We start from the raw sequence: 22,041 nt of genomic DNA on the forward strand, positions 1-22,041 counted from the left end.
GTACTGGCCGACGTCCTGGTGCGGGCCTCGTACGAGGCGTTCGCCGGCTTCCACACCGGCCTCTACCGGGAGCTGGCCGCGGTGCTCGCCGGCGGGCCGGGGCGGCGCGACGTCGCCGAGCAGGGGGGCGTCATCGCGCGGATCTCGGCCGCCTTCGAGCCGTTCGTCGGCGACGTGCTGCGGGAGATCGTGGCCGAGGTGTCCCCGGGAAAGGTGCTCGACGTGGGCTGCGGCGCGGGGCTGCAGCTGGCCACCATGCTCGAGGCCGCACCGGGAGCCGAGGGCGTCGGGGTGGACGTGGACGAGGCCGCCGCCACCCTGGCGCGGCGGACGCTGGACGAGCGGCACCTGGGCCGGCGGGGCCGGGTGCTGCGCACCGACGTCCGGGAGCTCACCGGCGAGGCGGCGGGGCCGTTCGACCTCGCGCTGATGGCGAACGTCGTCTACTACGTGCCGGTGGCGGAGCGGGCGGCGCTGCTGGCCGCGGTCGGAGCGCTGCTCGCGCCGGGAGCAACGCTCGTGGTCGTCACCACGGTGGCCACACCACAGTTGTCCAGCCGGCACTTCGACCTGCTGCTGCGCGCCCAGGACGGGCAGATGTCGCTCCCGGACGCGGGCGCGCTGGGAACCGCGCTGCGGGCGGCCGGGCTGCGACCGGGGGAGCCGCGGCGGATCGCGCCGGGGGCCCCGCTGGTCGCGGTGGCTGCCACCCGACCCGTCCGGCAGTCAGGCCGGCCCGACCAGCCCGGCCACGATCTCCGCCGAGAGCCCGACCAGCGGTAGCCCACCGCCGGGGTGCGCCGAGCCCCCCACCAGGAACAGCCCGGGGACCGGTGAGGCGTTGGCCGGCCGCAGGAACGCCGCCCGCGAGCCGTTGCTGGACGTTCCGTAGATGGACCCGCCCACGCTGCCGGTGTCGCGGGCCAGGTCCGCCGGTGTCCGGATCTCGCGCCGGCGCAGCCGGCCGCGGACGTCGAGGCCACGACGGGCCATGACCTCCAGCACCCGGTCGGCGTAGCCGGCGGCGAGCCCGGGGGCGTCCCAGTCCATCCCGGCCGCGGGGTCGTGCCGCGGCGCGTTGACCAGGACGAACCAGGACTCGCTGTCGTCGTCGGGGACCAGTGCGGGGTCGTCGGGGGCGCTGACGTAGACGGTCGGGTCGGGCACCGGACCCGGCCGGCCGGCGTACCGGCCGGTGCCGAAGACCGCGTCGAACTCCGCGTCGTAGTCGTCGGGGAACAGGACCGTGTGGTGGTCCAGGCCAGGTGTCCGGCCGCGCAGGGCCAGCAGCAGCACGAAGCCCGACAGCGACGGCGTCGTCCGGCCGAGGGCCCGGCGGACACCCCGGGTACGGGGTTCGCCGGGGAGCAGGTCGGTGTGCAGGGCGGTCGCGTCGACGCCGGAGACGACGACGTCGGCCCGCAGCCGCTCACCGTCGGCGAGCTCCACGCCGGCCGCCCGGCCGTTCTCCACCAGGACCCGGCGCACCGGGCTGCCGGTGCGCAGCACCGCACCGTGGGCGACCGCCCGGTCCAGCACTGCCAGGCCGAGCCGGTGCAGCCCCCCGCGCACGTACCAGGAGCCGAACGCCTGCTCGGCGTAGGGCACCGTCGCCAGGACGGCGGGCGCGCGGCGGGGGTCGGAGCCGGAGTAGGTGGCGTAGCGGTCCAGCAGCGTGCGCAGGTGGGGATGGGCGAGGTAGCGGCGGCCGAGCCCCCGCAGCGACTGCCACGGCGCGACCGTCGCGACGTCGCGCGGGCGCCGGGCGAGCCGGGCCAGCGTCGCCGCTCCTGCCAGGGGGGTGCGCAGGAAGGGGTCCTCGCTGATCCGCCACATGGCTGCGGCGCGGTCCATCAGCGCGCTCCACTGCCGACCCGCACCTGCGCCCAGCGCGTCGTCCAGTGCGGCAGGGACGGCGTCCGGCCGCCCGGGCACGGTGAGCCGGGTGCCGTCCGCGAACCGGTAGCCGACGGCGGGATCCAGCCGGACCAGGTCGAGCGCGTCCTCCAGCCGGCCCCCGGTCGCGGTGAAGAGGTCGCGGTACACCTGCGGCAGCGTGACCAGGCTCGGACCGGTGTCGAAGGAGTGCCCGTCGCGGCTGAACCACCCGAGCTTGCCGCCGGCCCGCGGGCCCTGCTCCACGACGGTGACCGCGTGCCCGAGCGCGGCCAGCCGGGCGGCGGCCGCGAGGCCCCCCAGGCCCGCGCCAACGACCACCACCCGTGCCACCACCCCACCGTAGCCAGCGCGTCCCGGCCGCTCACGGTGAGACGGGGTGGAGGTCAGCGGGGCACGGCGAGCGCCAGGACGGCGAGGTCGTCCGGCTCGTGTCGCGAACCGGCCAGCTGCGCCTCGACGGCAGCGGACACCGCGGCGACGACGGCCTCGGCGTCGGCCACCGGGGCGCCGGCGACGATCCGCAGCAGCGCGTCCTCGCCGAACTGCCGTCCGGCGTCGTCCCGGGCCTCGGTGACACCGTCGGTGTAGAGCACCAGCGTGCTGCCGGGCGGCAGCTCGAGGGAGGTCTCGGTGAACTCCACGTCGGCGTCGATGCCCAGCGGCCGGCCGGCGGTCCCGACCGGGCGGGCGACGCCGTCCGGCCCGGCGATCAGGGGCAGCGGGTGCCCGGCGACGGCGAGGCAGACGCTGTGGCCGCGCTCGCCCGGTTCGAGCACCAGGCAGCAGGCGGTGACGAAGCGCAGCGGTGCCGAGCCCTGCTCGTGCAGCAGCGCGGCGTTGACCGCGCGGAGGATCTCCACCGGGCTGCCCGTGGCCGCGGCCCGTGCGGTGTGCCGGGTGACCGCGGTGACGGCGGCGGCCTCGGCCCCGGTGCCGCAGACGTCGGCGATCAGCACCATCCACCGCCCGTCGGGCAGCGGGGTGACGTCGTACGTGTCTCCCCCGACCAGCGCGGATTCCCCACCTGCCCGGTAGCGGGCCGCCAGCCGGACGCCGGGGATGGCCGGCAGGTGCGAGGGCAGCAGGCTGCGCTGGAGGGTCTCGGCGAGCTCATGGACCACCGACTCGGCGCGCAGCCGGGCGAGGAACTGGCCGATCTGCCGGCCGGCGTGCCCGAGCACCTCCAGCAGCTCCGGGGGCACCGGGCGGGAGTCGGTCGAGAACAGCTCGCAGACGGCCAGCAGCGTGTCCCCGCTGAGCACGGGGAAGGCGACACCGGTGCTCAGCCCGTCGGCCCGGACGGCGTCGCGGCGGACGACGCGGGGATCGGCCACGAGCTCATCGGCGACGATCGGTGTCCGCTGCAGCCACGCCCGGCCGGGCAGCCCCTCGCCGCGGTGGAAGACGCGCCGAGTGGCGTCGGAGGCCAGGGCGGGGACCTGCGCGTCAGGGGCCGCCCAGGTGGCCGCGTGCACCAGTCGCCCGTGCTCGGTGTCGGCCTGCCACAGCAGCGCGGCGTCCCAGTCGAGCTCGGTGCAGAGGGTCGGCAGCAGCTGACGGAACGCCACGTCGGCGTCCGAGGCCTCGGTGAGCGCGGCGGTGACCCGGAGCGTCGCGGCGAGGTAACGGCTGACCTCGAACTGCCGCTCCAGCAGGATCGTGGTGCTGGCGTCGCGGAGGACTCCGACGACGAAGGCGTCCTGCGTGCTGTGCTCAGGCGCGGGCGTCAGGCGGGAGAGGGTCAGGTCGACCGCCACCTCGTGGCCCGCGGCGTGCAGAGCCGGTACCTGGGTGGTGGCCCCGACGAGCTTGCCCTCCCCGGTGGCGCGGTACCGGGAGAAACCTTCCCGGTGCCCCCCACGAAGACGCTCGGGCATGAGCACCTGCAGTGGCTTCCCGACCAGTTCCGCAGGGTCGTGCCCCAGGAGCACGGTCACCGCGGGGCTCACGTAGGCGATCCGCCCTTCGCCGTCGGCGACGACGACCGTGTCCGGCAGGGCGGCCAGCAGCGCAGCCGCCGGCAGCCCGGAGTGGAACTCAGGCACCCATCCCCCTCGGGTCCGACATCCCCCGTGGACGGCGACCCGTGGCAGAGGATCTCACACGACCGGGACGGGAGCGGATGTCGAACGGCGACATGTGGCCATGTCGACACGGCGCCCTGTCGACCCGGCGCCCTGTCGACGGCCAGGTCAGAAGGCGTAGCGGACGGTCAGCCACGGCGCACGCCGGGCGATCAGGGCACGCAGCCGGGTGACCGCGGCGCGCTTCACGTCGGCCCGGTAGCGGACGTTGTCCTGCCCGTTCTGGCTTCGCTTCGGCTCCTGGAGGTCGGGGCGCCACAGCAGCTGCTCGGCCGTGGGATGCCAGCCGAGGTTCACCTCGTGCAGTGCCTCGTTGTGGGTCAGCAGGATCACCTCGGCTGCGGCCTCCGACTTCGCGGCCGGACCCAGCTCGTCGCCCAGCCGGTCGAGCAACCGTCCCCAGTCCTCCTCCCAGCCGGGACGGAGCACGACCGGGGAGAAGTTCAGGTGCACCTCGTACCCGGCCGCCACGAAGTCGTCGATCGCGGCGATCCGGTCGGCGATCCGGCTGGTGCGCACGTCCAGCACCCGGGCGTCGTCGTCGGGCATGAGCGAGAAGCGGATGCGGGTGCGCCCGGCCGGGTCCAGGTCCAGCAACTGCCGGTTGACGTACTTGGTGGCGAAGGAGGCCTTCGCCGTCGGCAGCTCGCGGAAGGTGGCCACCAGGTCGGCCACGTTGTCGCTGACCAGGGCGTCGACGGAGCAGTCGCTGTTCTCCCCGATGTCGTAGACCCAGCTCTCGGGGTCGCACTGGTCCGGCTCGGTCTTGGGGCCCTGCCGGGCGACGTGCCGGCGCAGGTGGGCGGTCATCTGCTCGATGTTCGTGAAGACGGTGATGGGGTTGGCGAAGCCCTTGCGCCGGGGCACGTAGCAGTAGGCGCAGGCCATCGCGCAGCCGTTGGCGGTGCCGGGCGCGATGAAGTTCGCCGAGCGGCCGTTGGGCCGGGTGGCCAACCCCTTGCGGACGCCGAGGACCAACGTCTCCGTCTTCACCCGTACCCAGCGGTCGGCGTTCCCCGCGTTGCCGTGGAGATCGGGGATCTGCCAGTGCGACGGCACCTCGACGACCTCGGCATCGCTGAACCGGCCGAGCACCTGCCGGCCCCGGGGGGAGTCCACGGCGGCGGGCTCGGCGTAGATGCGGCGGACCTGCAGGAGGTGGTTGGGCGGCATCGGCGTCGGCGGCGGACCGACGTCGAAGAGGGTGAGCGGCTCGGCGGCTGCCATGCCGGGTCCAGCGCCTCCGGGGCGGCCGCCATTCCGGTGCCACACTGCCCGGGTGAGCGCACCGGGCACGGGCCGCATCGATCTCAATGCCGACCTCGGCGAGGGCTTCGGCGTCTGGCGCCTCGGGGACGACGACGCGCTCCTCGGGCTGGTGACCAGTGCCAACGTCGCGTGCGGCTTCCACGCCGGCGACCCGGTGACCATGCGCCGGGTGTGCGGCGCGGCCGTCGCCTCGGGGGTATCGATCGGCGCGCAGGTGTCCTACCGCGACTTCGCGGGATTCGGCCGGCGCTTCGTCGACGTCGCCCCCGACGAGCTCGCCGCCGACGTGCTGTACCAGCTGGCCGCCCTCGACGGCATCGCCCGGACGGCCGGGGGGCGGGTGTCCTACGTCAAGCCGCACGGCGCCCTCTACAACGCCGTCGTGCACCACGAGGCGCAGGCGCGGGCGGTGGTCGACGCCGTCGCCGGCTACGACCCCGGGCTGGCCGTCCTGGGCCTGCCGGGCTCGGTGTTCCTGCGTACCGCGGCGGCGGCCGGCCTGCGGACCGTGGGGGAGGGCTTCGCCGACCGCGGCTACACCGCCGCGGGCACCCTCGTGCCCCGCGGCGCCGCGGGCGCACTCGTGTCCGAGCCCGCCGCGGTGGTCGAGCGGGCCGTCCGGATGGCCACCGACGGGGTGGTGGCCGCCGTCGACGGCACCGAGGTGCGGACGGAGGTGTCATCGATCTGCGTGCACGGCGACACCCCCGGCGCGGTGCAGCTGGCGCGGTCGGTGCGCGCCGCCCTGGAAGGGGCAGGTCTGGCGCTCGCCCCCTTCGTCGGCTGAGCGGTCAGTCGACGGAGCGGAGCTCCTCCGGCGGCCGGCGGCCGGCGAGCAGGTCGGCGGCCACCTCGTCCACCGTCCGGCCGGCCGTGTACGCGTCGGTGCGCAGCAGCGCCAGCGCTTCGGTGGGGCCGATGTCGAGGGCGACGCCGACCGTGCCGATCGCCTCCCACACCCCGGCGCGCCGCCGGGGGGCCGGCCCGTGCAGCCAGCCGGGGCCCTCGGCGGGAGACCAGCTCGACCAGACGGCCGCATCGCTGAGGGCGGACGTGACCAGCTCGCCCACGGCGACGGCGGTGAAGACGTCCAGCTCGGCGACGGCGGCCGCCCGGGTCACGTACAGGTCCAGCGCGCCGTCGCCGTAGGGCGCCGGTCGCAGCGGCAGGGCGACGACCCCCCGGAACGGCGTTCCGCCGAGCAGCAGCTCGGCGAACATCGGCCAGCTCCGTCGCAGGTCCTCCTCGACGGCGAACACCGGCCGGCCGGTGCGCTGGGAGGTCGTGCACGGGCCCTCGCCGGCCGTGAACTGCATCCGCTCGGCCGTGGACGCGACCGCGCTGCTGCTGCCCAGCGGCACCCGGCGGCCGCCGGCGTCGGCCGTGCTCAGACCCGCGCCGTCGACCGCCAGGACCGCGGCGCAGGCCAGGCTGAGCCGCACCGGCAGCAGCTCCGGCCCGGCGAGGTCGGGGTCGGACACCGCCGCGAGCGCGGTCGCGAACCGGCCGGCGATGGTCACGCCTGAGTGTCCGCCCACGCGGCCGGGTGCACATCCTGTGCCGCCCGATCGCCGGGAGTTCGGTCCGCCGGGCGTTCGGACCGGGCGACCGATGGCCGATCATGGTCGGGTGGCAGACCTCGGGGACGTCGTGGACGTGGTTCGCTACGGCGACCGCGCGCTGCTGGTCGAGGCTGCCGGGGCCGCGACCGTCCCCGGGTTGCGGGCCGCGCTGGCCGCCACCCCGCTGGCCGGGCAGGTGGACCTGGTGCCGGCCGCACGCACCCTGCTGGTGGTCCTCGACCGGCCCCCCACCGACCAGGACGTCGCGGGGCTGCGCCGCCTGGTGCCCGCCGCGCCGGATGCCGGGCAGACGCCGGCGCCGCTCGACCTGCCCGTGGTCTTCGACGGCCCCGACCTCGCCGACGTCGCCCGGCTGACCGGCCGTTCACCGGCCGCCGTCGTGGCCGCGCTGACCGGCACCCGGTTCACGGTCGCCTTCGGCGGCTTCGCGCCGGGATTCGGGTACCTGACCGGGTTGCCGTCCGACCTGCACGTGCCGCGCCGGGCGACCCCGCGCACCCGCGTGCCGGCCGGAGCCGTCGGCCTTGCCGGCCCGTACGCGGGCGTCTACCCCCGCCCCTCGCCCGGCGGCTGGCAGCTGGTCGGCCGCACCGACGCCGTGCTCTTCGACGTCGACCGGGACCAGCCGGCGCTGCTGGCGCCCGGGACCGATGTCCGGTTCCGGGAGGTGGGCTGAGTGCTCACCGTCCTGACGCCCGGGCCGTTCTGCACCGTGCAGGACGGCGGTCGCCCCGGCTGGGCCTCGATTGGGGTCACCTGCTCCGGGGCCGCCGACCGGCCGGCCGCCGAGCTGGCCAACCGGCTGGTGGGCAACCGGCCCGCCGCGGCGCTGCTCGAGGCGACCGCCGGCGGGCTGCGGGTCCGGGCCGAGCGGGCGCTCCTGGTGGCCGTGACCGGGGCACCGGCGCCGGTCACGGTCGACGGGCGGCCCGCGCCGTTCGCCGGCCCGGTGCCCGTACCGGGGGGAGCCGTGCTGGGACTGGGCACCCCGCCGGTGGGCCTGCGCAGCTACGTCGCGGTGCGGGGCGGCATCGACGTCCCGCCCGTGCTGGGCTCGCGCAGCACCGACTCCCTGTCCGGCCTCGGGCCCGCACCGCTGACCGCGGGCGTGCGGCTGTCGGTGGGCACGGAATCGGGGGAGGAGCCGTTCGTCGACATCGCGCCCGTCGGCGCCCCGTCGGACCGGCCGGTGCTGCGGGTGCTGCCCGGCCCGCGACGGAACTGGCTGGCCGACGGCGCGTGGCCGGTGCTGCTGGGCGCGGAGTGGCGGGTCGGTGCGGACAGCGACCGGGTGGGCCTGCGGCTGGCCGGCCCGCGGCTGCGCCGGGCGCGGGAGGACGAGCTGCCCAGCGAGGGGCTGGTGCCCGGCGCCGTCCAGGTCCCGCCGGACGGGGCGCCGGTGCTGTTCCTCGCCGACCACCCGGTCACGGGCGGCTATCCAGTGCTCGCCGTCGTGGTCACCGCCGACCTCGGCGCGGTGGCGCAGCTGCGGCCGGGGGACGTCGTCCGGTTCCGTGCGGCGCGCTGAGCCGCCGGGTCAGCACACCGCCGGCGCCGGGGCCGTGATCACCTCGAGAAGTCCCGACGGCTCACCCGCGGGCGGCCAGCACCGCCTCGTACACCTCGACGGTCTGCTGGGCGATGGCGGCCCAACCGAACTCGGCGAGCACCCGCTCCCGGCCGGCGGCGCCCATGGCGGCGGCGCGCTGCGGATCGGCCAGCAGTTCGCCGGTGCGGGCGGCCAGGCCGGCGGCGAAACCGGCGGGGTCGTCCGCGTCGTAGGGCACGAGCAGCCCGGTGCGGCCATCGTCGACGACCTCCGGGATGCCGCCCACGGCGCTGGCGACGACGGCGGTGCCGCAGGCCGCCGCCTCGAGGTTGACGATGCCGAGGGGCTCGTACACCGACGGGACGACGAACACGGTGGCCCCGCTGATCAGCGGCACCAGCTGCTCACGGGGCAGCATCGTCTCGATCCAGACCACGCCGCTGCGGCGGGACTGCAGCTCGGCGACCGCGTCCGCCACCTGCTGCCGCTCGCCCGGGGTGTCGGCGGCGCCGGCGCAGAGCACCAGGCCGACGTCGGCGGGCAGGTGCTCGGCGGCGGCCAGCAGGTGCAGCACGCCCTTCTGGCGGGTGATCCGCCCGACGAAGAGCGCGTAGGGGCGGTCGGGGTCCACCCCGAGGCCCCGCACGACGTCCGGGTCGTGCACCGGCCGGTAGGCGTCGGCGTCGACTCCGTTGCCGACGACGTGCACCCGGGCCGGGTCGAGGTCGGGGTAGGCGTCGAGGACGTCGGTGCGCATGCCGCGGCTGACCGCGATCACGGCGTCCGCCGCGAGGTAGGCGGTGCGCTCGACCCACGACGAGAGCCGGTAACCACCGCCCAGCTGGTCGGCCTTCCACGGGCGGCGCGGCTCCAGCGAGTGCGCGGTGACCACGTGCGGGATCCCGTGCACGAGCGCGGCCAGCATCCCCGCGCCGTTCGCGTACCAGGTGTGGCTGTGCACGAGGTCCGCGTCGGCCAGCGCCGCGGCGATCTCGACGTCGACACCGAGCGCCTGCAGCGCGCCGTTGGCCTCCCGCAGCGTGGGCGGTACCGGATGGCCGGTGGCCCCGTATCCCGCCATGCCCGGATTCCGCGGGCCGCCGAAGCAGTGGACGTCGAGCTGCGGCGGCGAGGGCAGCGCCCGCAGCGCCGCCACGAGGTGCTCGACGTGCACCCCGGCCCCGCCGTAGACGTCCGGCGGCCACTCACGCGTGACGATCCCGATGTGCACGCCGTCACCCTAGGGGGGCGGATGCGGGCCGCGCAGGGCGCCGGGGCTCCCGCCAGCGGATACGGTGCTGTCCATGCGCGGCGGTCCACGGGTGCTCGGCATCGTCCTGGCGGGCGGTGAGGGGAAGCGGCTGGCTCCGCTGACCCAGGACCGCGCCAAGCCGGCAGTTCCCTTCGGGGGGAATTACCGGCTCATCGACTTCGTGCTCTCCAACCTGGTGAACGGCGACGTCCGGCAGATCGCCGTCCTCACCCAGTACAAGAGCCACAGCCTCGACCGGCACATCACCCAGACCTGGCGGATGTCCCAGCTGCTCGGCAGCTACATCACCCCGGTGCCGGCCCAGCAGCGGCTCGGCCCGCGCTGGTACACCGGCAGCGCCGACGCGATCTTCCAGAGCCTGAACCTCATCTACGACGAGCGGCCGGACATCGTCGTCGTCTTCGGGGCCGATCACGTGTACCGGATGGATCCGGCGCAGATGATCGACCAGCACCTGCAGACGGGCGCGGGGGTCACCATCGCCGGCCTGCGGGTGCCGCGGCGGGAAGCCACCGAGTTCGGGGTGATCGACTCCGACGCTCAGGGCAAGGTGCGTGGCTTCCTGGAGAAGCCGGCGGACCCGCCGGGGCTGCCCGACTCGCCGGCGGAGAGCTTCGCCTCCATGGGCAACTACGTCTTCAGCACCGACGCCCTGCTGGAGGCGCTGCGGGCCGACGCCGAGGACGTCGACTCGGTGCACGACATGGGTGGCTCGATCATGCCGATGCTGGCCGGCTCCGGTGAGGCGTGGGTCTACGACTTCTCCACCAACGTGGTCCCCGGGGCGACCGAGCGCGACCACGGTTACTGGCGCGACGTCGGGACCATCGACTCCTACTACGACGCGCACATGGACCTGGTGTCGGTGTCGCCGGTCTTCAACCTCTACAACGACCGCTGGCCGATCTACACCCTGCCACCGCAGCTGCCGCCGGCGAAGTTCGTCCTGGGCGGGCGCGCGGAGGAGTCGATGGTCAGCGCCGGCGCGATCATCGGCGGCGGCGCGGTGCACGGCTCGGTCATCTCACCCGGGGTCCGGGTGGAGCGCGGGGCCCGCATCGAGAACAGCGTCGTGATGGACGGTGCGTACATCGGCGACGGCGCGCACGTGCGCCGGGCGATCCTGGACAAGAACGTCGTCGTCCCGGCGGGCGCCCGGATCGGCTTCGACCACGAGTTGGACCGCGAGCGCTACCACGTGAGCGCCGGCGGGGTCACCGTGCTCGGCAAGGGCACCCGCGCCTACCTCTGAGGGCATGTGGGCATAGCAAGCTTTGCCTATGGTTTTCGGGCTCGCACCGCAGGCATAGCTTCCTATGCCTGGTCGAGTCAGCTGCGCCGATACCGGGACGCCGCCATGGGGCAGGTGCTGCGCGTGATCCACTTCGATACAAGATCGATACACAGAGCACTCTTGCCCCTACGCAGCGCACCTGCCAGGTTGTCGGAGAACGCCCGGAACGGTCGCGTTCTGAGTCGCATCGACTCGTGGATCGGCTCGCGGGTGGGTGTCCATGGACGTTCGGCACGGCTTCAGCGCGGTTCCACGGTGGCGGAGCAAGGGTGTGCTCGGGGTCGCGTTGGCTGCGGCGCTGCTGGCCGAGACGTTCGTGGCCACCCACCAGGCGCGTGCTGTGCCGTTCCCGGCGGCTCCGGTGCAGGAGCAGCCGGTCCGCGGGCCGGGCGGGCTGGAGGCGCCGGACCTGGCCTCGGCGGCGACCATCGCCCGGCTGGAGGGGGAGCGGGTCGAGGTCGTCGGCGAGCGGACCGCGACGTCGTCGACCTGGGCGCTACCGGACGGTTCGGTGGCGAGCGGGTTGGCGACTGTCCCGATCTGGGTGCGCCAGGGCGACGGGGACGGCACGTCGTCGGCGGACTGGGCGGCGGTGGACCTGACCCTGGAGCTGCGGTCGGACGGTGGAGTGCGGCCGAAGGCGCATCCGTTCGAGCTGACGCTCGCGGGCGGCGAGGCCCCGGAGACGGGGGTGCTGCTGTCGGCTCGCGGTGGGGACGGGCAGTTCCTGGCCCTGGAGTGGCCCGGTGAACTTCCGGCGCCCCGGCTGGCTGGTCCTCGTGCGGTCTATCCGGAGGTGCAGCCCGGTGTGGATCTGGTGGTGGAGGCGACTCGGACCGGTTTCGAGCAGTTCTTCGTCCTGACCCGCCGCCCGGCTGCCGGGGCGGCGCCGGAGCTGTCGCTGCGGGTGCGGGCCGAGGGGCTGACGGCGTCGGTGGATGCCGACGGGGGCGTGCAGCTCGCCGATGCCGAGGGTCGGGTGGTGGGCTCGTCGGGGACGCCGCTGGTGTGGGACGCCGCGGTGGACGCCGAGCGGCTGCACCCGGTGGCGACGCCGTGGACGGCGGCGGGAGAGTCGGCGATGGCGCTGGCACCGCATCCGGAGTGGCAACTCCCGGAGGAGGGTGCCGTGGGGGAGCCGCCGGTGGGTGAGCAGCCTGCGGTGGCCGACCCGTCGGCGCCGGGGGCGGTGCAGCTGCCTGTTCCGACTCCGCCGGCCGGGGTGGCGTCGGGTTCGGAGGCGCCGGGGCGGGCGGGAACTGCGGCGGCGGTGGCGGCGAAGGCCAGTGCCGCGCTGCCGATGACGAGCGCTGCCCGGGTGAGCGGGCCGGGGGTGGTGGAGCTGGCGTTGACGCCGGGGGAGGCGTTCCTGCTCGACGAGGGCACGCAGTACCCGGTGGTGGTCGACCCGGAGTACAACTTCGGCGACTACTTCGACACGTTCGTGCAGACCGGCTATTCGAGTGACCAGTCGGGCGCCACCGAGTTGCGGTTGGGCACCTACGACGGCGGGGCGAACGTGACCCGGTCGTTCCTGAACTACGACCTGACCGACCTGCGGTACAAGACCATCCTCGAGGCGCAGCTGTATCTGTGGGAATGGCATTCCTACTCGTGTTCGCCGCGGGACTGGGAGGTGTGGAACACCGAGCCGGCCACCACGAGCGCTCGCTGGACGGCGCAGCCGGGCTGGTTCCACCGGCAGAGCACGTCGTCGCAGACGACCGGCTACTCCTCCAGCTGCGGGGACGGCTGGGTGGCGGCGAACATGACGAATCTGGTGCAGGCCTGGTCCACGCACGGCCACACGTTGGTGGGGATGGGGCTGAAGGCGGCCAACGAGGCCGACAGCTACGGCTGGAAGAAGTTCAACTCGGGGAACGCCGGTGGGGGAATCCCGACGCTGTACGTGCGGTGGAACACCAAACCGGATCCGGCGACGGGGCTGGCCGTGGTGGGCTCGGTGGACAACGGCAGCAACGGCGGTATCTGGACCAACGATGCCACGCCCCGGCTGTCGGCGGTCGCCAACGACGTGGATGCCGGCGCGCGGGTCGACATGCATTTCCTGGTGTACGACCAGGCCACCGGTGCCGAGGTGTGGCGCGGCGGCGCGGGCGGTGTGGCCAGCGGCCAGGTCGGGTCGGTCGAGGTGCCGGCCGGCAAGTTCGCCGACGGCGGCCGGTACAAGGTGCACGTCCAGTCCCACGACGGCATCGAGTGGAACGCCGGGCCCTCGGCCTGGCTGCCGTTCACCGTCGACACCGTAGTGCCGGCGGCCCCGGCGGTCTCCTCCACCGACTACCCCGCGGACGGGCAGTGGCACGGTGACGCCGGGAAGGCGGGCAGCTTCGCGCTGACCCTGCCCGCGGCCGACGGAACCCTGGCCGGTTACGAGTGGGGGCTGGACAAGACCCCGGCCACCCGGCACGCCGCGACGGGGAACACCACCATCTCGGTCACCCCGCCGACAAACGGCCGGCACGTGCTGCAGGTCCGTTCGATCGACAAGGCCGGCAGCCGGTCACCGGTGGTGAGCTACGCCTTCTACGTGGGCCGGGCGGGGTTGACCTGGCCGCGGGAGGGCTCGGAGGTGGTCCGGCGGGTACGGCTGGTACCTGTCGGGGAGGCCGTCTTCACGCATGTGAAGTTCCAGTGGCGGCGGGGTCCGGACGCCGCCACGACGCAGTCGGTGGGGCTGCCGATGCTGACCACGGCCGACGGGCGGGCGTTCACCACCGAGTGGACGGCGCTGACTGATCTCGGGAAGTACGCGACCTGGGACGCGGGGCTGACCCTCGGGCACGTGCCCGGGCCGGTGCAGGTGTCAGCGGTGATGGCCACCGACGCGGCCGGCACCGGGGCCTACCAGACGCCGTGGGTGACGATGACGGTCTCCCCGGACGCCGCCAACGCCGCCACCGACGCGGTGGGTCCGGGCTCGGTGAACCTGCTCACCGGTGACTACAGCCTGGCGAACACCGACGTGGGGGAGTTCGGGCTGACCCTCGGCCGGACGGCGTCCTCGCGCAAGCCGCGAGCCGGTTTCGAGCCGCAGGCCGAGCTGCTCAGCCCCGGCCAGCAGACGATCGCCTCCACGGACGGGTTCGGGGTGAACGCCGCGTCGATCTCCCGGGTCACCAATCGGGGCCACGGCGGGATGGACTCGCTGCGGGTGGTCTCCGGCGGGGGCACCGAGGACTCCTTCGCCGCCGTGGGCCTCGGCCAGTCGCTGCGGCCGGGCGGTACCTACCGGATCACCGGCTGGGTGTACGTGCCGGCCGCCACCGGACTGAAGCCCGACAGCGGGCGGGGACTGCGGATCGTGGGCTTCTACAAGGCGGCCAACGGCAGCTACCCGGAGTTCCGCTCCAACGCCCCGGTGATCACTGACGGCTGGCAGCACCTCAGCGTCGACTTCACCGTGCCGGCCGACGCCGGCTCAGCGGGGTTCGTGCGGCTCTACAACGGTTTCACCACGGCCGGGAAGGAGGTGTTCTTCGACGACCTGTCGGCGCGGGAGATCTTCGCCCCGCTCGGGCCGCAGTGGAGCCTGGGCACCACCGATGAGATCGCCGGCACCGCCTACAGCCACATTTCCCTGCCCTATCCCGACGTCGCCACCCTGCACCTGGCCGGCGGCGGCGAGGTGTGGTTCACCGGCGCCTCGGGCGACACGGTGTGGTGGCCGCAGCCGGGCGCCGAGTCGCTGACCCTCACCAAGGTCGACGCCGACAACTGGAAGGTGACCGAGCTCGACGGCACCGTCAGCGAGTTCAACCGCCATCTGGGCGAGACCACGCCCAAGTTCGAGCTGGTGCGCACCTCCCCGCCGGCAGCCAGTGGCAAGACGCGGCTGGTCTACGCCAAGGACAGCCTCGGTCGGCTGCGGCTGACCCGGATGATCGCTCCGGTCGAGCCAGGCGTGGACGGCTGGCCGACCAACGGCGCGGCCTGCACCACGGCCACTCCCGCGGTGGGCTGCGAAGTCCTGGAACTCGTCTACTCCACCTCCACCACGGCGACCGCCAACGCGTTCGGCAGCTACGCCGAGCGGCTGGAGAAGGTGAACCTGTACGCCTCCGAGGACGGCGCCGCGGTCACCGCGGTGGAGACGGCCCGCTACGCCTACGACGCACAGGGCCGGCTGCGCGAGGTGTGGGACCCGCGGATCTCCCCGGCGCTGAAGACGTCCTACGGCTATGACGCCGATGGTCGGGTCGTCGAGCTGGCCCCGCCGGGGGAGTTCCCGTGGCGGTTCCGCTACGGCACCGGCGGGGCAAATTCCGAGATCGGGGCCGGAGACCTGGTCGACCGTTCCTCCGGCCGGCTCTACGACGTCTCCCGCGCCTCGCTGATGCCGGGCACCATCGACCAGCCGGGTCCGGACACGACCAGCACCGTGGTGTACGCCGTGCCCTTGAACCGGGCCGCGGGAGGACCGTACGACCTGAACCCGGACTCGCTGGCGACGTGGGACCAGGGCAGTGCCCCGACCGATGCCACGGCGATCTTCGGGCCGGAGGACCCGCCGGGGCTGACCACCGCGACCGCGACCGCACCGGGACCGGACGGCTACCGGCCGGCGACGGTGCACTACCTGGACGCCTCCGGCCGGGAGGTGAACACCGCCAGCCCGGTGGGGCCGGACGCGCCGGCGGCCGGCTTCATCGACACCGCCGAGTACGACGAGTACGGCAACGTCATCCGGTCGCTGGACGCCACCAACCGGTTGCTGGCACTGGGACAGCTGCCCTCGGCGGTCGATGATCTGGCGGCGCTGAACCTGACCCAGGCCGACACCGCGACCCGGGCCGTCGCGCTCTCCAGCTACTCCACCTTCGGAGCCGAGGGCATCGACCTGCTGCGCACCCGCGGGCCGCTGCTGCGCCTGGCAGTCGGCAACGACCCGGCCAACGTGCAGCTGGTGCACGACCTGAGCACGTACGTGTACGACGAGGGCAAGCCCGACGGCGTCGCCTACCACTTGGTGACCACCCAGACCGACGCGCTGCTGCTGGCCGGCTCGAGCCCCGAGCAGCTGGTGGACGTGATGGTCAGCCGGAACCGATACGCCCCGATCGACGGGGCGTCGGCGATCGGGCCGACGTCGGGATGGAAGATCGGCTCCCCGACCGAGGTGGTCGCCGACGCCGGCACCGGCGGCGCCAACATCACCGCCCGGGTGCGGTATGACGCGCAGGGCCGGGCGGTGGAGTCGCGCAAGCACGGCTCGACCGGCACCGACGCCGGCACGACCCGGGCGGCGTACTACACCGCCGGGGCGCACCCGGAGCGGGCCGAGTGCGGCGGCAAGCCGGCCTGGGCCGGGCTGCCCTGCACCACCTGGGTCGCCGGCGCGGTGACCGGCCACGACCCGGCCCGGATGGCCGACCAGCTGCCGGTGAAGACCGTCACCGGCTACAACCGGTACGGGTCGGTGGAGACGGTCACCGAGACCGCGACCGGCCCGGTGGCCGGGGCCACGGTCACCCAGTCGCGGACCACCACCACCGCCTACGACGCCGCCGACCGGGTGACCTCGGTCCTGGTCACCGCCGACGGTGCGGGGGCGTCGGTGTCCCCGATGGCGCGCACGGTCAACACCTATGACGCGGCGACCGGGCACGTCACCGTCATCTCGGCGGTGGATCCGGCGACCGGCACGGTGCAGTCGGCGGTGCGCAAGACGCTGGACCGGCTGGGGCGGATGACCCGGTATGAGGACGGAGCCGGTGGATGGACGGCGAGCGTGTTCGATCAGTTCGGCAAGCCGACCGAGGTCACCGACAGCATCGGGTCGACGACGTCGTTCGTCTACGACCGGGCGAAGGAGCCGCGTGGGTTCGTGACGTCGGTGACCGATTCGGTGGCCGGGACGATCAGCGCCTCCTACGGGCCGGACGGGGAGCTGCTCGAGCAGGTGCTGCCCGGTGGGCTGGCGTTGCGGATCGGTTATGACGCCAACCGGACGCCGACCTCCCGGACGTATGTGCGCACCGCCGACGGGGTCGAGGTGGCGACCTCGTCGATGCTGGCGAACTCCGCCGGGCAGATGGTGACGCACACCACCGCGGCGTCGGCGAAGCAGTACAGCTATGACCGGCTGAAGCGGTTGACCGATGTCCGTGACAGCGTGGCCGGGTCCTGCACGTGGCGGCGGTATGTGTCCAACGACCGGGCGGGGCGCACGTCGCTGGCCACCTCGGTGTCGGCGACGGGCACCTGTGTGGACCCGGCCGACCCCGCGTCGGGGGCTTCGACCACCGGCTACAGCTACGACTCCGCTGATCGGCTGGTGTCCGACACCGCCACCGGCGCCGCCGACTGGGTGTATGACCCGCTGGGGCGGATCACCACCGCGCCGGTGCGCGGCTCCCCGGGCGCCACCGTCACCAACGCGTTCTGGGCCAACGACCTGATCGCCTCCCAGACCATCGCCGGCGTCGCCCGCCAGACCTGGTCACTGGACCCGATCGGCCGATTCTCCTCCTACACCAACGAGGCATGGGCGGTCGGCGCCGACGGGGTGGCCGGCTGGCAGGAGGCGGTCACCAAGGTCAACCACTACGACTCCGACTCCGACTCGCCGGCGTGGATCGCCGAGGACGCGTCGCTGCCGGATGAGATCACCCGGTACGTCGATGGCCTCGACGGGGTGCTGGCGGTGCAGACCGGCAAGACCGGGGCGCGGGTGCTGCAGCTGGTCGATCTGCACGGCGACGTGATGACCACCCTGCCGATCCGGGATGGCGAGGCGACCGCCACCTGGGCGGAGCTGCGGCATCAGGCGGCCGATGAGTTCGGCCGACCCACCGACCTGATCACCGGCGCGGTCCAGGCCACCGACGGGTCCGCACCGGGCAAGGACGGCCGCTACGGCTGGCTGGGCGGCGCGCAGCGATCGGCCGACGCCCTCGCCGGGGTCCTGCTCATGGGCGTGCGGCTGTATGACCCGGGCACCGGCCGCTTCTGGTCACCCGACCCCGTGCCGGGCGGCAACGCCACCGCGTATGACTACTGCTCGGGCGACCCGGTCAACTGCACCGACCTGGACGGCAGATGGTCGTGGGGTGGGCTGCTGAAGAAGGTCGCCGTCGTCGCCGAGATCGCCTCGATAATCCCCGGGCCGGTGGGTGCCGCGGCCGGGGCGATCTCCGCCGGCGCCTACGCCGCCACCGGCAACCGCGCCAAAGCCCGGCAGATGGCCGTCGTCTCCGCCGCAGCACTGGTCGGCGCCGGCGGCGCGGTCCGCGCCGGCTTCGCCCTGGCCAAAGCCGCCGGAAACACCGCCGCCCGCGTCGGCAAAGCCCCCGTACGGATGGTCAAGGCACGAGGCGGTGGGTGCAACAGCTTCACCCCCGAGACGCCGGTGCTCATGGCCGACGGCACCACCCAGCCCATCAGCGAGATCGAGGTCGGCGACTACGTCACCGCCCGCGACCCACTCACCGGCGAGACCTCGGCCCAGCCAGTGCTGGACGTGATCGTCGGGTTCGGGGACAAGCACCTCATCGGCGTCACCACCTCACGAGGGCCTCCCGCCGCTGGAGAGACCGCCTCCCTCCCGGCGGAGGATGACACCTGGATCGCCACCGCCAACCACCCCATCTGGATCGAGGGCTCCGGCTGGACCGACGCCAAGGACCTGCAGCCGGGACACAGCACGGTCGGGGCGAACGGCGAACGGCGCGTCATTACAGGCGTCGTCGACTACGGCTGGGTGACCGGCCAGACAGTCCACAACCTCGCGGTGGTCAACGTCCACACATTCGTTGTGGGATCAGCGGAACTTGGAACACTGGTCCACAACAACTCCGTGTGCAGCATGGTGGCACGTCATATCCCCCGGCGGACTAGTGGGGTGTACACAATTTATCTGAAGGACGGCAGCACGTACGTAGGGTCATCCTGGGGCGTACGCGGAGCGCGATCACGGATCAATTCCCACTTCCATGTGAACGGAAAGTTGTCGCGCCACGAAAACCGTTATCAAAGGAGGGACGTAGCCGGTATCAGCTTCGCGGCGGTGTCAGGTGGCAGGGGGGCGGTTCGACGGGCGGAACAGGCGCAGATCAATAAGATGGCCGACTGGAACCGCAAACTCCTGAATAGGCGAAACGAGAGACGATGATGAGTAGGATCGAAGTCATCGAGACGGGCACTCTTGCGGAGAAGTGGATACGTCGCGTCGAGGTCAACGGCGACTGGGATGCTGCATGTGATCGGATCTACCGGGAGGTCGAGGCGAACGCGATCTCATGGCGCCCTCCCCGACGAAAGGGCCTGACGTGTGACATACTTCTCGAGTATAAGGAAAGCTTGAGAGATCTCACGGTCGTGACGAAGAAGTCGCCGGTCGAGGACTCCGCCATCTCCAAGCTGACCAATCTGTCGCGCCTCGCAGCGCTGACGAGGGCCAGGAACCCGCTAGATCTGTCTCGGCTTGAGCGCTTGGTGAAGCTGGAGCTGGATGACCGGGAGACCGTACGCGGGCTGAGACATCCCTCGCTGCTCAACGTCCACATCTTCGGCAGCCAGCGGCAGCTCGCCGATTTCGCTGGCGCGCACGCGCTGCAAAGCCTCACGCTTGAGGGAGGGCCCCCCGAAGGCGTCGATCTCGAGGTCGACCTTCCCTCCCTCCGCTGGCTCAAGGTCGTTGACGGTGGTGTGGAATCGTTTGCCGGCCTGGAAGCGCCGCGACTCGAATGGTTACGGGTCGCCGACCGAAAACCTGTCTTTGGCGGGCTGGACCTGGCTCCTCTCGGCAAACTGCGCGAGCTTCGAGGAATAACCTTGACGACGGCCGGAAAAGTCAAGAATCTGCCCGCTATGGCGGGCAACACTCAGGTTGATCTGAGACTGGGGCCACACGTGGCCGTGGATCAAGCCGAGCTCGATGCTCTCCCCCCAGCGTGGAGGTCGAACAATCTGACAATCTACGACCGATGAGACGACGCTGCGTTTGCTAATTCCGTCTTGCCTGGCGTTGTTGCAACGGCTATAGCCGCAATTGACTGGTTGGGTGAGGGATCTGTGGTTTGGCCCCGACCTCACGCCTCCAGACGCTCGGGGTGTGAGACTTCACGTCGAGAATCGGGTCCTGGTACTCGGGCCGGCCATAAATATCCTCGGTATTTCCGGCCGGTGTGGTCTCCGGGTCAGGCGGTGAGGTGAGAAACTTCGTGCTCGCCTTGAGCGCGGCAGGCTACGAGGAAATCCTCGTTATGGATGAAAAATCGTCAGACTTTCTTTTGCTGGATGGCGATGAAGGGCGGGTCGCCGCGGAAGTCAGCGTGACGTCGTACTCTATTCGGGAGTAGAGCGCCAGGACAGATGCCTTACCTGGGTGGCGATCGGCATGAAACGCGCCGGCGGCCGGGCATCTCGACACCGACGAGTACGACGCGCACGGCAACGTCATCCGCTCGCTGGACGCGACCAACCGGCTGCTGGCGCTGGGGCAGCTGCCGTCGGCGGCCGATGATCTGGCCGCGTTGAACCTGTCCCAGGCCGACACCGCGACCCGGGCGGTGGCGCTGTCGTCTTACCACACCTGCGCCCGCGACGGCATCGACCTGCTGCGCACCCGCGGCCCGCTAATGCGCCTGGCGGTGGGCAACGACCCGGCCGACGTCCAACTGGTGCACGACCTGTCCACCTACGCCTACGACGAGGACAAGCCCGACGGGGTCACCTACCACCTGGTGACCACGACTACTGACGCCCTGCTGCTGGCCGGCACCGCGCCCGAGCAGCTGGTCGACGTGGTGGTCGCCCGGAACCGGTACGCCCCGATCGACGGGCCTCGCCGATCGGGCCCCCCTCGGGATGGAGGATCGGGTCGCCGACCCAGGTGGTCGCCGACGCCGGCGCCGACGGGTGCCATCTCCACCGGCGCCTACGCCGCCACCGGCAACCGCGCCAGAGCCCGGCAGATGACTATCGTCTCCGCCGCCGCATTCGTCGGCGCCGTCGGCGCTGTCCGCGCTGGCTTCGCCCTGGCTGAAGCCGCCGGCAACACCGCAGCCCGCGTCGGCGAAGCTCCCGTGCGGATGGTCCAGGGCGCGAACCGGTCCGGCGGTCAGGGCGCGTAGTCGGACGATGGCGTCGCGGACGACGGTGGCCCACGGGTGGTGTTCGTCGGACGACGGCGTCGCGGACGACGGTGGCCCACGGGTGGTGTTCGGCCAGGGGTCGGCGGCGTCCGCTGCGGGCCAGGGTGGCCGCCTGACTTTGATCAGGGTTGCATGATCATTTCTGCTGCGGCTCGCTGAGCTGCGGGAACGCTCTGGACTCGGCGTGGTTTCACGCACTAACGGGCTCGGCCTAGGGTCGGGGTGTGGCGTTCATCCGGCGGGTGCGGACCGCCTCGGGGGCCACGGCCGTGCAGATCGCGGCGTACCGGGCCGGGCGGCAGGAGATCGTCAAGCACGTGGGGTCGGCGCACACCGATGCCGAGCTCGGGGTGCTGATGGAGCGGGCCCGGGAGCTGCTGGGCGACCCGGCCCAAGGCGTGCTGGATCTGGGGGTCGAGCCCACGCCGCGGGTGCTGCCGCTGGCCGCGGCCCCGGGCGGACAGGGCGTGCTGCCGGCGATGCCGGCGCCACCAGCTCGCCGGTCGGCGGCTGCGCGGGACCGCGGAGGCCGGGTGCTGGCGACCGGGTCGCGGCTGCTGTACGACGCCCTGCTGGGTGTGGCCACCGCGCTGGGATTCACCGCGGCCACCGATGAGGTGTTCTGCGACTTGGTCATCGCCCGGATCGTGGAACCGACATCACTGCTGGACGCGGGGCGGGTGCTCACCGACCTGGGGCGCCGGCCGGCCAGCTACCCGACGATGAACCGCACCCTGCGGAAAGCGGTGAAGGGCGACTACCGGGACCGGGTCGCAGCGGCGTGCTTCGCGCACGCCAGCACGGTCGGGGATCTGACCTTGTGCCTCTACGACGTGACGACGCTCTACTTCGAGGCCGAACACGAGGACGACCTGCGGAAAGTCGGCTACTCCAAGGAACGGCGAGTCGACCCGCAAGTCGTGGTCGGGTTGCTCGTCGACCGCCAGGGCTTCCCGCTGGAGATCGGCTGCT

The 22,041-nt window shown here is 72.9% G+C and carries 15 protein-coding genes; 10 read left to right on the forward strand and 5 right to left on the reverse strand.

Features of this window, described 5'->3' with window-relative positions; translation table 11 throughout:
• Positions 1-18 precede the first annotated feature (18 nt).
• A complete protein-coding gene (locus QOZ86_RS13430; RefSeq protein WP_284492478.1) occupies positions 19-783 on the forward strand; it encodes a class I SAM-dependent methyltransferase in 765 nt (254 codons plus the stop codon).
• Here QOZ86_RS13430 and QOZ86_RS13435 read toward each other — a convergent pair.
• The 3 genes from QOZ86_RS13435 to QOZ86_RS13445 all read right to left on the reverse strand — a co-directional run bounded on the left by QOZ86_RS13435 (position 727) and on the right by QOZ86_RS13445 (position 5,210).
• Positions 727-2,229: a phytoene desaturase family protein gene (locus tag QOZ86_RS13435; protein WP_284492479.1), complete on the reverse strand. Its 1,503-nt coding sequence runs from the start codon at positions 2,227-2,229 to the stop codon at positions 727-729. The two genes, QOZ86_RS13430 and QOZ86_RS13435, sit on opposite strands and share 57 nt — an antisense overlap.
• 53 nt (positions 2,230-2,282) lie before the next feature.
• Positions 2,283-3,944: a SpoIIE family protein phosphatase gene (locus QOZ86_RS13440; RefSeq protein ID WP_284492480.1), complete on the reverse strand. Its 1,662-nt coding sequence runs from the start codon at positions 3,942-3,944 to the stop codon at positions 2,283-2,285.
• A gap of 147 nt (positions 3,945-4,091) precedes the next feature.
• The gene (locus QOZ86_RS13445; protein ID WP_284492481.1) at positions 4,092-5,210 is read right to left on the reverse strand and encodes a spore photoproduct lyase family protein; all 1,119 of its coding nucleotides are present in this window, start codon (positions 5,208-5,210) and stop codon (positions 4,092-4,094) included.
• A 52-nt stretch (positions 5,211-5,262) separates the two neighbouring features.
• On the opposite strand from QOZ86_RS13445, the gene QOZ86_RS13450 reads away from it, so the two are divergent.
• Positions 5,263-6,039 (forward strand): LamB/YcsF family protein, encoded by a 777-nt coding sequence (locus tag QOZ86_RS13450; protein ID WP_284492482.1) that lies wholly within the window; start codon positions 5,263-5,265, stop codon positions 6,037-6,039.
• Positions 6,040-6,043: 4 nt separating this feature from the next.
• Here QOZ86_RS13450 and QOZ86_RS13455 read toward each other — a convergent pair whose 3' ends face one another.
• On the reverse strand, positions 6,044-6,772 hold the full coding sequence (locus QOZ86_RS13455; protein WP_284492483.1) for a GAF domain-containing protein: 729 nt from the start codon (positions 6,770-6,772) through the stop codon (positions 6,044-6,046).
• A gap of 109 nt (positions 6,773-6,881) precedes the next feature.
• Between QOZ86_RS13455 and QOZ86_RS13460 the strand changes: the two genes are divergently transcribed.
• Positions 6,882-7,511, forward strand: coding sequence for a 5-oxoprolinase subunit B family protein (locus QOZ86_RS13460; protein ID WP_284492484.1), 630 nt, complete (start codon positions 6,882-6,884; stop codon positions 7,509-7,511).
• On the forward strand, positions 7,512-8,363 hold the full coding sequence (locus QOZ86_RS13465) for a 5-oxoprolinase subunit C family protein (protein WP_284492485.1): 852 nt from the start codon (positions 7,512-7,514) through the stop codon (positions 8,361-8,363).
• 61 nt (positions 8,364-8,424) lie between these two features.
• On the opposite strand, the gene glgA is transcribed toward QOZ86_RS13465, so the two are convergent.
• Entirely contained in the window at positions 8,425-9,615 is a 1,191-nt protein-coding gene (glgA, locus tag QOZ86_RS13470; protein WP_284492486.1) for a glycogen synthase, read from the reverse strand.
• 73 nt (positions 9,616-9,688) lie between these two features.
• Between glgA and glgC the strand changes: the two genes are divergently transcribed.
• From glgC to QOZ86_RS13500, 6 genes are all read left to right on the forward strand, one after another.
• Positions 9,689-10,909 (forward strand): glucose-1-phosphate adenylyltransferase, encoded by a 1,221-nt coding sequence (glgC, locus tag QOZ86_RS13475; RefSeq protein ID WP_284492487.1) that lies wholly within the window; start codon positions 9,689-9,691, stop codon positions 10,907-10,909.
• Between the two features lie 262 nt (positions 10,910-11,171).
• On the forward strand, positions 11,172-19,085 hold the full coding sequence (locus tag QOZ86_RS13480) for a DNRLRE domain-containing protein (RefSeq protein ID WP_284492488.1): 7,914 nt from the start codon (positions 11,172-11,174) through the stop codon (positions 19,083-19,085).
• Positions 19,085-19,903 (forward strand): hypothetical protein, encoded by an 819-nt coding sequence (locus QOZ86_RS13485; RefSeq protein ID WP_284492489.1) that lies wholly within the window; start codon positions 19,085-19,087, stop codon positions 19,901-19,903. Before QOZ86_RS13480 ends, QOZ86_RS13485 begins: the two co-directional genes overlap by 1 nt.
• 221 nt (positions 19,904-20,124) lie before the next feature.
• Positions 20,125-20,274 (forward strand): hypothetical protein, encoded by a 150-nt coding sequence (locus QOZ86_RS13490; protein ID WP_284492490.1) that lies wholly within the window; start codon positions 20,125-20,127, stop codon positions 20,272-20,274.
• A 174-nt stretch (positions 20,275-20,448) separates the two neighbouring features.
• A complete protein-coding gene (locus tag QOZ86_RS13495; protein WP_284492491.1) occupies positions 20,449-21,048 on the forward strand; it encodes a hypothetical protein in 600 nt (199 codons plus the stop codon).
• A 245-nt stretch (positions 21,049-21,293) separates the two neighbouring features.
• On the forward strand, positions 21,294-22,041 hold a 748-nt coding region (locus QOZ86_RS13500), incomplete at its 3' end, for an IS1634 family transposase (protein WP_431521219.1).

This window comes from Blastococcus capsensis, from assembly GCF_030165005.1.
Taxonomy (GTDB): domain Bacteria; phylum Actinomycetota; class Actinomycetes; order Mycobacteriales; family Geodermatophilaceae; genus Blastococcus; species Blastococcus capsensis.